10 protein-coding genes are annotated in these 12,429 nt (G+C 55.5%); 5 read left to right on the top strand and 5 right to left on the bottom strand.

The features are described from left to right. The first annotated feature begins 15 nt into the window (after positions 1-15). The 4 genes from araH (at position 16) to HB631_RS02740 (ending at position 4,282) form a co-directional block, all read left to right on the top strand. A complete protein-coding gene (araH, locus tag HB631_RS02755; protein WP_213989608.1) occupies positions 16-999 on the top strand; it encodes an L-arabinose ABC transporter permease AraH in 984 nt (327 codons plus the stop codon). Between the two features lie 117 nt (positions 1,000-1,116). Continuing rightward, entirely contained in the window at positions 1,117-2,052 is a 936-nt protein-coding gene (gene araC / locus HB631_RS02750; RefSeq protein ID WP_203521410.1) for an arabinose operon transcriptional regulator AraC, read from the top strand. Positions 2,053-2,150: 98 nt separating this feature from the next. Beyond that, positions 2,151-3,197, top strand: a complete 1,047-nt coding sequence (locus tag HB631_RS02745) for an oxidoreductase (RefSeq protein ID WP_213989607.1) — start codon at positions 2,151-2,153, stop codon at positions 3,195-3,197. Between the two features lie 68 nt (positions 3,198-3,265). After that, positions 3,266-4,282 (top strand): bile acid:sodium symporter family protein, encoded by a 1,017-nt coding sequence (locus tag HB631_RS02740; RefSeq protein WP_213989606.1) that lies wholly within the window; start codon positions 3,266-3,268, stop codon positions 4,280-4,282. A gap of 71 nt (positions 4,283-4,353) precedes the next feature. Here the strand turns inward: HB631_RS02740 and add are convergent, their stop codons facing one another. From add to manA, 3 genes are all read right to left on the bottom strand, one after another. Further along, entirely contained in the window at positions 4,354-5,376 is a 1,023-nt protein-coding gene (gene add, locus HB631_RS02735) for an adenosine deaminase (RefSeq protein ID WP_213989605.1), read from the bottom strand. Between the two features lie 122 nt (positions 5,377-5,498). After that, on the bottom strand, positions 5,499-7,022 hold the full coding sequence (locus HB631_RS02730; protein ID WP_213989604.1) for a YdgA family protein: 1,524 nt from the start codon (positions 7,020-7,022) through the stop codon (positions 5,499-5,501). A gap of 140 nt (positions 7,023-7,162) precedes the next feature. Continuing rightward, a complete protein-coding gene (gene manA, locus HB631_RS02725) occupies positions 7,163-8,338 on the bottom strand; it encodes a mannose-6-phosphate isomerase (protein ID WP_213989603.1) in 1,176 nt (391 codons plus the stop codon). Between the two features lie 155 nt (positions 8,339-8,493). Between manA and fumC the strand changes: the two genes are divergently transcribed. Then, entirely contained in the window at positions 8,494-9,894 is a 1,401-nt protein-coding gene (fumC, locus tag HB631_RS02720) for a class II fumarate hydratase (RefSeq protein ID WP_213989602.1), read from the top strand. A gap of 71 nt (positions 9,895-9,965) precedes the next feature. On the opposite strand, the gene tus is transcribed toward fumC, so the two are convergent. Both tus and HB631_RS02710 read right to left on the bottom strand, forming a co-directional pair. After that, on the bottom strand, positions 9,966-10,898 hold the full coding sequence (gene tus, locus HB631_RS02715; RefSeq protein ID WP_213989601.1) for a DNA replication terminus site-binding protein: 933 nt from the start codon (positions 10,896-10,898) through the stop codon (positions 9,966-9,968). 100 nt (positions 10,899-10,998) lie between these two features. Beyond that, on the bottom strand, positions 10,999-12,219 hold the full coding sequence (locus HB631_RS02710; protein ID WP_345945686.1) for an MFS transporter: 1,221 nt from the start codon (positions 12,217-12,219) through the stop codon (positions 10,999-11,001). Between the last annotated feature and the right edge of the window lie 210 nt (positions 12,220-12,429).

Genomic DNA, 12,429 nt, shown 5'->3' with positions numbered 1-12,429 from the left:
GTGAAGGAGTCAAAGATGTCAACGGTTACTACATCTTCGCCAAAGGCGAAAAAATCCTTAAGCTTGTCCCGGGTCTGGGATAATTACGGCATGCTGGTGGTATTTGTCGTACTGTTTATCGCCTGTACCATTTTCGTTCCCAACTTTTCAAGCTTTATCAATATGAAAGGCCTGGGCCTGGCGGTTTCCATGTCCGGCATCGTCGCCTGCGGCATGCTGTTCTGCCTGGCATCCGGTGATTTCGATTTGTCGGTGGCATCGGTTATCGCCTGCGCCGGCGTCACCACGGCAGTGGTCATCAACGCCGCTGACAGCCTGTGGATCGGCGTGCTGGCGGGGCTGGTGCTGGGTGTTATATGCGGTCTTGTAAACGGTTTCGTCATTGCCAAGCTGAAAATCAACGCCTTGATAACAACCCTGGCCACCATGCAGATTGTCCGCGGCCTGGCCTATATCATTTCCGACGGCAAGGCGGTGGGCATCGAAGACGAACGCTTCTTTATATTGGGTAACTCCAACTGGCTGGGCTTGCCGGCGCCGATTTGGATCATGGTGCTCTGCATGATCATTTTCGGCTTTCTATTGAACAAGACCACCTTCGGCCGCAATACGCTGGCTATCGGCGGCAATGAAGAAGCCGCTCGCCTGGCCGGGGTGCCGGTGGTGCGCACCAAGATCATTATCTTTATTCTTTCCGGTCTGGTTTCCGCGGTGGCGGGGATTATCCTGGCCTCTCGCATGACCAGCGGCCAGCCGATGACTTCACTGGGGTATGAATTGATTGTTATCTCCGCCTGCGTGCTGGGCGGGGTATCGATGAAAGGCGGTATCGGTAAAATCTCTTACGTGGTAGCGGGGGTGCTGATTCTCGGCACGGTGGAAAACGCGATGAACTTGCTGAATATTTCACCGTTTTCCCAATATGTGGTGCGCGGCGTGATCCTGCTTGCGGCGGTGATATTTGACCGCTACAAACAAAAGGCTAAACGTACGGTGTAAGGTTTGCGGGTCGGCGCGGCTTAAAGCGCCGGCCCGCTCACAGTTCCATCACCGTTATAGGCTATTCCGCGCTCTTCAGGATATTCTCTATCAGACGACAAGCTGTCCGGAGGTGAGATGTATCATAGAATGACTCACGAGACGCAATCAAATCCCTTATTGCCTGGCTATATGTTCAATGCCTATTTGGTTGCCGGCTTAACGCCGATCATTGCCGGAGGCCCGCTGGATTTCTTCATCGATCGTCCCGACGGCATGAAAGGATTTATTCTTAATCTGACCATCAAGGGTCAGGGCAGAATATTCGAGGGCGATAGGTCTTTTGTCTGCAATCCCGGCGATCTGTTGCTGTTCCCGCCGAAATCCGCGCATTATTACGGACGTTCCCCGGACAGCGACTGCTGGTATCATCGTTGGGTCTATTTCCGCCCCCGGGCCTATTGGGCCGATTGGCTGGAATGGCACAGCAAAATCCATGACGTGGGCCGCCTGTCCCTGGGCAACGACAATTTGCTCACCGAATTCGACCGCCTGCTGGCCAATATTGAACAGACCCAGCGCTCCGGCCGGCGTTTCTCCGAAGAGCTGGGCATGAACCTGCTGGAACGCCTGTTGTTGCGCGCCATGGAGGAAGATCCGCAAAGCCCGAGCAAAATCATGGACCCGCGCATCATCGAAGCCTGTCAGTTTATCACCGGTAACCTTTCCGGTGAATTGCGCATCGATGAAGTGGCACGGCACGTCTGTTTATCCCCTTCGCGCCTGGCGCATTTATTCCGTGAACAGGTGGGGATCAATATCCTGCGCTGGCGGGAAGACCAGCGGGTGATCCGCGCCAAACTGCTGTTGCAGACCACGCAGGAATCCATCGCCACCATCGGTCGGGTGGTGGGCTATGACGATCAGCTCTACTTTTCGCGGGTATTTCGCAAGCGCGTCGGGGTCAGCCCGAGCGATTTCAGGCGGCGCAGCAGTGAGATTAATTATCCCGGCCGCAGCATCCAGGCCGCCAATAACTGGCAGTTGCAAAGCGAAAAGGCTATCGGAGGATAATATTTTATTGATATGGTTGGTCCGGTAAAGATGAATTAGCCGTTTTCCTGTAGCGGGGGACGGCTCCATCGAATGCAAGCCGAAAAAGAGGAAAAACGATGGCTGAAAATATCGGAATCGGACTGATTGGCTACGGTTTTGCCAGTAAAACCTTCCATGCTCCTTTAATCCAAGGCACCGACGGCCTGCGGCTGGCGGCGGTATCTTCCAGCGATGCGGATAAAGTGCGGGCGGATTTGCCCGGCGTCAAGGTGGCGGCGGATCCCGCCGCGGTCATTAACGATCCGGCGGTGCAACTGGTGGTGATTCCCACCCCGAATGAAACCCATTTCCCGTTGGCCAAACAGGCGTTGCTGGCGGGCAAGCACGTTATCGTGGATAAACCCTTCACCGTGACGTTGTCACAAGCACAGGAATTAAAGCAGCTGGCTGAAAATCGCCAGGTATTGCTGTCGGTATTCCATAATCGACGCTGGGACAGTGATTTTCTCACCGCGCAGCAGCTTATCCGCGACGGTATCCTCGGCGACGTGCTGTATTTCGAGTCCCATTACGACCGGTTCCGCCTTGAAGTGAAGGATCGGTGGCGGGAACAGCCCGGTGCCGGCAGCGGTATCTGGTACGATTTGGGCCCGCATCTCATTGACCAGATACTGGTGCTGTTCGGCATGCCGGTGGCGATAAACGTTGATTTGGCGTTGCTGCGCCCCGGGGCGCGCACCGACGATTATTTTCACGCCACGCTGACCTATCCGCAACGGCGGGTAGTGCTGCACGGTTCCATGTCGGCGGCGGCGCAAACTCCCCGTTACACCATTCAGGGTACCAAAGGCAGCTATGTGAAGTTTGGTCTCGATACCCAGGAAGCGCGATTGAAAAACGGCGAATTTCCGCCGCGGCCCGACTGGGGTATCGATACCCTTGACGGCGTGCTGACCCTGCCGAAAGACGGCATCATGACCGAACATATTGTCCGTACCCAGCCGGGTAATTATCCTGCTTACTACGCCGCTATTCGGGATGCTATTCTGGGAAAAGGCGATAATCCGGTGACTCCGTCCGCAGCCATCCGCGTAATGGAGTTGATTGAACTGGGCATTTCCTCGTCGGAACAGAAAAAAACATTAGCGGTAAAGCACGGTTAATGACATGGTAAGGGTTTCGGGCGATCCGCCGATCGCCCTGGTTTCGGATGATGGTAAGGGTAGTTGTCATGTCGTGGTTGCAACGTTTACGTATTGATAAGTTTCTGTTGGTGTTGGTTTCGGTGGTTATCCTGGCTTCTCTCTTTCCCTGCCGCGGCGTTTTTAAAACCCTGTTTGAATACCTCACCACCGCCGCCATCGCTTTACTTTTTTTTATGCACGGCGCCAAGCTGTCCCGGGACGCCATCATCGGCGGCATGAGCCATTGGCGTTTGCATTTGGTGGTTTTCCTCAGCACTTTTGCCCTGTTCCCGCTGCTCGGTCTTGCCATGAAGGTCTTTGAGCCTTCGTTATTGTCCACGCCGGTTTACCTGGGCTTTCTTTATCTGTGCGCGCTGCCCGCTACCGTACAGTCCGCCATCGCTTTTACCTCGGTGGCCGGCGGCAACGTGGCGGCGGCTATCTGCAGCGCCTCCGCCTCGAGTATCCTGGGGGTATTTTTATCACCGGTGCTGGTGGGCCTGCTGATGAAAACCCAGGAGGGGGGCGGATCGAACAATACCCTGCATGCCATCGGTTCAATCATCCTGCAGTTGATGGTGCCTTTTGTGGTGGGACATCTGGCGCGGCCGCTGATTGGCGGCTGGGTGAACCGGCATAAAAAGCTGATTAATATCACTGACCGGTCATCAATATTGCTGGTGGTCTATACCGCCTTCAGCGAAGCGGTGGTCGGGGGGATATGGCATCAAATCACCGGCTGGTCGCTGGTGTCGATTCTGGTGTATTCACTGATCATGCTGGCCATTGTTCTGGTGATCAATACCTGGACCGCCCGTTTGCTCGGCTTCAGCACCCCCGATGAGATAACCATAGTCTTCTGCGGCTCCAAAAAGAGCCTGGCCAACGGTATTCCCATGGCCAACGTTTTATTCCCGGCGGCGGCGGTGGGCACCATGGTGCTGCCGCTGATGATCTTCCACCAGGTGCAGCTGATGGTGTGCGCGGTGCTGGCGGCGCGGTATGCCCGCAAGCAGGCGGCACAGCGGGAGAAAAGCGCGCTAAGCACCACGCCGGTCGAATAATAAGACTTTTGAGAAATCGACAATTGACGTGACCTAAAATTAACAAAAGGACCGAAGCCGTGGCGGTTAATTCAGTCCGTTTCTTTATTGATCAATAGCCTTAGATATTTGGCTGAAATCTTTCGCTTTTCATCCGTGCTTATAAAAGCGATCTCCAGTCCGTTTTGCTGGGCCGTGCGGATTTGCTGTGTGTTCAAACCTGCCCGGGGCGCGGCCACCCGATACTCATAGTCCAGATCGATGCCCTGAACCGCCGGATCGTCTGAATTGATAGTAGCCAGTATGCCGTGGTCTAAAAAACGTTTCAGCGGATGCTGCTCAAGGGATAGCACGGTGCTGGTTTGTACATTGGACGTAAGACAGCTTTCAATGCCGATACGGTGCAGCGCCAGGAAATCCATCAGACGGGGATCCTCAATGGCTTTCACTCCGTGTCCGATGCGCTGGGCTCCCAGCTCATTAATGGCCTGCCAGATACTCTCCGGCCCGGCGGCTTCGCCGGCATGAACGGTAATATGCAGTCCCGCATCACGGGCGCGGGTGAAATGATTTAAAAACAGGCTGCCTGGAAAACCCAGTTCGTCACCGGCCAAATCCAGGGCGACAATGCCGTCGCCGCCGGACAGGATGGCATCCAGCTCCTGCGTGCAGGCATCTTCGCCGAAGGTTCTGCTTAATATGCCGATTAAACGCACCACCACGCCGAAGTCGTCACAGCCGGCGCGCACGCCGTCTATCACCGCTTCAACCACCCCCGGCAGCGGCAGCTGATGTTTCATGGCCATATAGTAGGGCGAAAAACGCAGTTCGGCATAATCCAACCCCAGCGCCGCGGCATCGGCCACGTTTTCATAGGCGATGCGCCGGCAGGCATCCAGGGAACCTAATACCGCCACGCCCCAATCCAGCTTTTGCAAAAAGCTCACCAGATCCGGCTCGGTGCGGGTAACCTGAACAAACTCACGCAGTTCCTCAAGGTTGTCCGCCGGCAGGGGCAATCCAAATTGGCGTCCCAGTTCCAATATGGTTTGCGGGCGGATATTGCCGTCCAGATGGCGATGGATATCGGTTAACGGCAAGGATTTGTCAATCATGGGCGCGGGTCTCCGAACGAGGCGGGGATGATGGGCATATCCGCCCTGTCATCGGCGCCGCGAGGGTCAAATGAGGTTGCTGGGCCCCCGATAAGGCGATCGGGGGCTTGTTGTCTTTGCCGTTAAGGCTGCGGCACGGCCTGGGGCTGTACCGGCTGCGTCGAGCTGTCCGGAGCGCCGAACAGGCCGAATAGCCCCAAAAAGTTCTGCAGGGACATCTTCTGTCCGTTCAAATTCACCTGATTGTCGGAATAATGAAAGCTGCTGCTGAGAACATTATCATCCACGGTGGTCAATTTGAACATCTGGCCCATGGCGGCCAATCCCTGTACCTGCTGTTTAGCCAGCTTTTGCGCTTCGTCGGCGTTGTAGCCCTGGATTTTAGCGAACTGAGTGGTCAATTCGGTGGCCATATCCAGCGGAATGGTCAGCTTGGCATCAAGTTTATTGACGAAACGCGCCAATTGCAGTTCCGGCGTCGTCGCCGGCGTGCCCGGCTGCAGCTGGGACGGATCGTTGACGTTCAGCGTCAGGTTGAAGGCGCTTTCTCCTTTGCTGTTTTTCCAGCTCAGGGGCGAAATGGATAAATAGGGGTTGCCCTTAAGCGCCACCGGCAGATTATTGATCAACGCTTGGGTAATCTGCTCCTGCTGCGCAGCCGGATCGGCGGCGCCGGTCTGCTGCATGATTTGCTGCACCTGATTATGATACTGGTCGCTGAATTGGGCGATGGCCTTGGCGTCAAGATTGGACAGCTTGATGATCAATTTGCCGGAACCGAACTCCTGTCCCTGCACATGCAGCATATCCAGGCTGTAGGCGACCTGCACATTGAGCCTATCGCCATCTTCGTTGGCGGTGGTCACCTGGGACAGATTGTCGGTATTGAGCATGTCTTTGCCGTCAAGGTTGTAAATCAGCGATTTTACCTTGAGGGTATTGTCGCCGATGCTGTAACCCTGTTTACCCTTGTGGGTATCGCTGTCGATGCTCACATCATGCAGCGTCACCTGCTCACGCTGCTGGAATTGACTTTCTCCCGCCACCACCAGGCTGGAAAGGGCGCCGGCGAGAGTGACCTTGTTCAGATCGTGATCGATGGCGGCGTTCAAACTGCCGCCGCTGGAGCGAATCAGCGAATCGGCATCTTTATAATCGAGGGGGGCGAAATCGATGACCGACACCGTATCGCCGTTATAGCCGACGCGGGTAACGGCGGATACCGGTGATTTACCCTGGCTGGCTTCTATAAGCGGCTTGACGAACGGGGTCTCGGCCAGCCGGCTCTGGACCGACGCCATGCTGGGGATAAACACGCCTTTTTTCAGCTGAGCGAACGGAAAAGGACCGTGGTCGACAATTTCATTAAGGACCAGTTGATCACCAGGTTTTAACGGCTTATTGTCGCCGGTGCTGCCGTCCGACAGTAAAACCACATTCAGCCGGCTGGAGAACAGCGCCCGGTGGTAATCTTGAACCGCCAGTTTCACCCCGGCTTCGGGGAATGCGGTTTTGATGCGGGCGTTGGCTTCATCCAGCAGAGCGGGCAGCCGCTGTTCAAACTGTTTGCCGGTATACCAGGCCGCGCCTGTCCATGCCGCGCCCAATATGACAATAACGCCGACCGCGATAAGTGATTTTCTCATTGTCGATTCATCCTTATTATTATTTCCCATTCCAAGTTGTTATAACGCGCCAATAAACGAACCCTGCAATTAATAATAGCAGCATTATACCCGTCATACTTCAAGCTGCGGGTGCGTTGGCGTTCCTGGCGGAATAGCCGTCAAAGTTCGTTAAAAACCCGGGCCAATCTGCCGGTGCCGCTGGCGTTAACCGGCGATTCCGACGCGCTGATAAAGGCCGATTCACCGGCGTTAAGCCGCAGGGAATGACCGTCTTTTTCCAGCACCGCCTGGCCTTCGACACAAAACAGAATGGCCGCGCTGTCCTGCGCCAGCGCCTGGGGGCGCGGGGACAGGTTATGCAGTGAAAAAGCGAAATCCTCCACCGGAATGGGGAAGCGCAGGGCGGCGCCGCCGCCGTTCGGCTGGGTCAGCAATTCCTCCCGGGGTTTGGCGATAAACTTCACATTTGCCAATAATTCAGGCACATCAATGTATTTCGGCGTCAGGCCGGCCCGCAGCACATTATCCGAATTGGCCATGACTTCCAGCGCCACGCCGTGTAGATAGGCGTGGGGCGTTTCGGCATAGAGGAACATGGCCTGGCCGGGTTGCAGGGTAATCACGTTGAGCAGCAAAGGGGAGAACAAACCGCTGTCATCCGGATAATCATCGGCAATTATCCGAATGGTGTCCCACGGCTCGCCGTGCTGATGGGCCAGGGCATTTTTCAGGATATCCAGGGCCAGTGATTTTTCCTCTCCGGCCATACTCAGCAAGTCGCCGAACAGCCCCGCCAGATGTGAAGCGTCAGGGTGCTGCAAAAACGCGGCGATGGAAGGATGTGCGCCGGCCACCGGCTGCAACAGGGAAACCATTGATGACAGCTCGCGAAAACCGTTCATGGCCTGAAAGGGCGTCAGGGCAAAAACCAATTCGGGCTTATGGTTGGGATCCTTGTAATTGCGATTGGCGGCATCAAGTGGGATACCCCGTCGGTTTTCCAGCTCGAAACCCCGTTCGGCGGCGGATTTGCTCGGATGAACCTGAATGGACAACGGCTCTTGGGCGCACAGTACCTTGAACAAAAACGGCAGTTCACCGAAACGATCGGCCACCGCCTTTCCCAGAGACGCCGCCGGTTGCCGGGCAATGTAATCCCTCAGGCTGATATCATGTCCCTGTTCATCGCTTATTCTGGAACTGCTTTTCGGGTGCGCGCCCATCCAAAGCTCCGCCATCGGCGCCTTGTCCGGATTGGCTATACCGTACAGTCTGGATAAGGCATCCTTACTGCCCCAGGCGTAATGCTGAACAGAGTTGAACATTTTTTTCATTGTTAACTGCCCTTACTGGATCCTAAATGTATTATCGCGAGCCGGTCGCATAATGGTAAGCTTTTCTGCGGCACTATACTATCAATGTCCGGCGTAGGCTTGGAACCGTTGCCGGGCAGGATATTGATCAATAGGAAGAATACCAGGAGGCATCAATGACAGCTACCCGCGTCGAAAAAGATTCCATGGGACCGATCGAAGTACCGGCCGAACGTTTGTGGGGGGCGCAAACCCAGCGCTCCCTCGAGCACTTCCGTATATCCAGTGAAAAGATGCCGCCGGCCCTGATTGCCGCGCTGGCCCAAACCAAACGCGCGGCCGCGCAGGTCAACAAAGATTTGGGCCTGTTGCCCGCCGATCGCGCCGACGCCATTATCCGCGCGGCGGACGAAGTGTTGGCCCATAAGCACCCGGACGAATTTCCGCTGGCTATCTGGCAAACCGGTTCCGGCACTCAAAGCAACATGAACATGAATGAAGTTCTGGCCAATCGCGCCAGTGAGCTTTTGGGCGGTCGGCGCGGCGGCGAGGGACGCCTGGTCCATCCCAATGACGACGTCAATAAAAGCCAGAGTTCGAACGACGTCTTTCCCACCGCCATGCATGTGGCGGCGGTAATCGCCCTACGCGAACACCTGCTCCCCAAGATCAATGCGTTAAGAGAGGTTTTAGGGCAAAAATCCGCTGCTTTTAACGATATCGTCAAGATTGGCCGCACCCATTTACAGGATGCCACTCCCTTGACCCTGGGGCAGGAAATCTCCGGCTGGGTATCGATGCTGGATCACAGCCTCACTCATATCGAGCAGAGCATACCCCATTTATGCGAGCTGGCCCTGGGGGGTACCGCGGTGGGCACCGGCCTGAACACTCATCCGGAGTACGCGGTGCGGGTGGCGAAAGCCTTGGCTGAGCTCACCGGACATCCTTTTGTCACCGCCCCCAATAAGTTCGAGGCGCTGGGCACCTGCGACGCGTTGGTTCACGGCCACGGCTCGCTGAAAGGACTGGCGGCATCGATGATGAAAATCGCCAACGATGTGCGCTGGCTGGCTTCCGGCCCCCGTTGCGGTATCGGCGAAATCAGCATCCCCGAGAACGAGCCGGGCAGTTCCATTATGCCGGGCAAGGTCAATCCTACCCAGTGCGAAGCCATGACCATGCTGTGTTGCCAGGTTATCGGCAACGACACGGCGGTGAATATCGGCGGCGCCTCGGGTAATTTTGAATTAAATGTCTATCGGCCGATGATCATTCATAATTTCCTGCAATCGGTACGGCTGCTGGCGGACGGCATTGACAGCTTTACCCGCCACTGCGCCGTGGGCATCGAGCCTAACCGGCCTCGCATCGATCAGTTGTTGAATGAATCCCTGATGCTGGTGACCGCCCTCAATACCCATATCGGTTATGACAAATCGGCGGAAATTGCCAAAAAAGCCCACAAAGAGGGATTGACCTTAAAGGCTTCCGCATTGAAGCTGGGGTATCTGACCGAAGAAGAGTTCGATCAATGGGTCCGGCCGGAAGATATGGTGGGCAGTCTTAAAAACTAGCCGGCCCCGACAAAACAGGACAATTCATCAAAGCTTCGGGTCATATCACGATGCGTCTGAAGCTTTAGGGATCAGTCTTCAACGACGTACAAATGCAATCGCTCGATAATGATATGCGCCGGCCGTGAGGCCGGTTTGTATTTATGCCGTATGCCGTCGCGATGATAGTCGGTTAACTCACCCAACTGCGGCACCGGCGCCCCTGAACGCCGTCGGCACAAGACTATAAGCGGGGAAGGGCAGGCGTACTGAATTTGCCGCTGCTGTTCCTGATACCACACCCGGGCGATGGGCTGCACCTTCACCGGGCGCTTTATTTTCAATGGAATATCCGGCGGCAGTTTACCGATAACATCCATCTCCTGCCTGATTTTTTCGCTCCACTGTTCTTTACTGTAAGGCGGAACCGCACGGCCGGCCTCCAGGCTTTTTTTCAGCATAACCAACACTTCCTCCCGGGTCAGGTTTTTTATGATCTGCTTATTGGCCCAACCAAAGCGCACGCTCCAGGGATCGACGATAACCTGCAATGCCCGATAGGCGCTCAGGGTTTTCAACCCGCGCAGGTGCGTATGGACAAACTCGAAACGCTGTTCGGGAGGCAATGCCGATTCCACGGTAATCATATGGGTCAGCTCGGCCTTCAGGCCGTTAATTTGTGCCGTCAGCGCCAGCACGTCCGCCAGCATCGGTTCATCGACGTCAAAACACAGGGCGCCGGGCAGGCGTATGGCCGCCTTGGCGCTGCTGTTTTGATTTTGATGGTAGATAAACATCCGTTGGAAATGGTTTAATCCCCGGCTGAGGGCCAGCGGCCCCAGATGCTGAATAACCGGAATGTCCGTGACGGGGTCATGCTCCCGGCCTTTCTCCACTTCCGGTAATTCAAATACCCGCCCGGTCAGCCAGTGTGCGTCAGTGAGCAGGGATTGTAAATCCGTCAGGCGTTCTTGCAACTGGGTGAAATTCTCATTTAGTCGGGCTATCAGGTCCAATGGGCGCATAAGAGGGATTGCCTTAGTTACAACATACATATATACCATGCCCCCAATCGGCTTCAACCACCAGAATTATCTTCTTCTGGCAGCGAGACCTTGGTGACTTTTACAAAGAAGTCGCGTGCAACACAGGCAAGTTACGCAAACGGCGGGCGACAAACAGAGCTATCAGCAACAGACAAGACAGGAAGAGCACCACGCCGGTCCAGGCGAAACTGTGCCAGAAAAATCCTCCCACCGTACCGGCGGTGCTAGAGCCGACATAATAGCAGAACAGATAGAGGGAGGATGCCTGCCCTTTGGCGCGACGCGCGCGACGGCCAATCCAGCCGCTGGCGGTGGAGTGGGCGGCGAAAAAGCCGGCGGTGAACAGCATCATGCCGATAAGGATGATAATCAGGGAATCAAACCACGTTACCAGCAGGCCCGCCAGCATAATCAGAATCGACACCATCAACACCGGACCGCGGCCGTAGCGGGCGGTCAGGGCGCCGGCCTTGGGTGAGCTGTAAGTGCCGGTGAGATACACCACCGACAGCAGTCCCACTACCGCCTGGCTAAGGAACCAGGGCGCCGCCAGCAGTCGATAACCTATATAATTGAACAGCGTAACAAAGGCGCCCATCAACAAAAAACCTTCGGCGAACAGCATCGGCAAACCCGCGTCACGAAACTGCAGCCGAAAATTAATGGCCAGGGTATGGGGCCTTAGGGAAGACGCGCGAAAATGACGTGATGTGGGGAGAATCCGCCAAAACATCACGGCACTGGCCAGTGATAACAGGCCTATAACCCCGATGGCGATGCGCCAGGAAAAAAAGTCGGTCAATACCCCGCTTAATAAGCGGCCGCTCATGCCGCCTATGGAGTTGCCGCTGATATACAGCCCCATGGAAAAGGCCACCACGCTGGGGTGGATCTCTTCACTCAGGTAGGTCATCGCCACCGCCGCCACACCGCTTAATGATAACCCCACTAACGCGCGGACAATCAGAATTCCCTGCCAACTGGTCATAAACGCGCTCACCAGGGTAAATATTGCCGCAAGCATTAGCGCCACCACCATCACCGATTTGCGGCCGACGGCATCGGACAACGGGCCGGTCAGCAAAAGTCCCAGCGCCATCAAGCCGGTGGACACCGAGAGTGACAAACTGCTGGTGGCCGGCGATACGCCGAAATCCTGTGACAAGACCGGCAAAATGGGCTGAACGCAGTAGAGCAGGGCGAACGTCGCCAACCCGGCGGAAAAAAGCGCCAATGTCAGCCGCATAAACTGGGGCGTGCCACGTTCAATAAACGCTTGTTTAACCTGAATATGATGAATGGCGGCAGTGGTTTGATCCGGCGTCGCAGGCTCGGGCGCCTGGTTACGCGATGGGGTGTTCACAATAAATCCTTAATTAAAACAGCATTAAATGCGCATTACGTGGATTTGTCGGCAATGGGCATACGCCAACCACACATGCGATTGCCGTAGAAGATAATTTTAGGAATATTTATGTTTGTTGTCTAATATATTAATAATCTCAATTGA

Source organism: Sodalis sp. dw_96 (assembly GCF_018449575.1).
In the GTDB taxonomy this organism is placed as follows: domain Bacteria; phylum Pseudomonadota; class Gammaproteobacteria; order Enterobacterales; family Enterobacteriaceae; genus Acerihabitans.
The sequence above is the reverse complement of the archived record's forward strand: the minus strand, read 5'-3'. Positions and strand labels throughout refer to the sequence as shown.

Coding starts and splice junctions, on each gene's coding strand:
- araH (WP_213989608.1), top strand. CDS start 16: ATGTCAACGGTTACTACATCTTCGCCAAAGGCGAAAAAATCCTTAAGC.
- araC (WP_203521410.1), top strand. CDS start 1,117: ATGTATCATAGAATGACTCACGAGACGCAATCAAATCCCTTATTGCCT.
- HB631_RS02745 (WP_213989607.1), top strand. CDS start 2,151: ATGGCTGAAAATATCGGAATCGGACTGATTGGCTACGGTTTTGCCAGT.
- HB631_RS02740 (WP_213989606.1), top strand. CDS start 3,266: ATGTCGTGGTTGCAACGTTTACGTATTGATAAGTTTCTGTTGGTGTTG.
- add (WP_213989605.1), bottom strand. CDS start 5,376: ATGATTGACAAATCCTTGCCGTTAACCGATATCCATCGCCATCTGGAC.
- HB631_RS02730 (WP_213989604.1), bottom strand. CDS start 7,022: ATGAGAAAATCACTTATCGCGGTCGGCGTTATTGTCATATTGGGCGCG.
- manA (WP_213989603.1), bottom strand. CDS start 8,338: ATGAAAAAAATGTTCAACTCTGTTCAGCATTACGCCTGGGGCAGTAAG.
- fumC (WP_213989602.1), top strand. CDS start 8,494: ATGACAGCTACCCGCGTCGAAAAAGATTCCATGGGACCGATCGAAGTA.
- tus (WP_213989601.1), bottom strand. CDS start 10,898: ATGCGCCCATTGGACCTGATAGCCCGACTAAATGAGAATTTCACCCAG.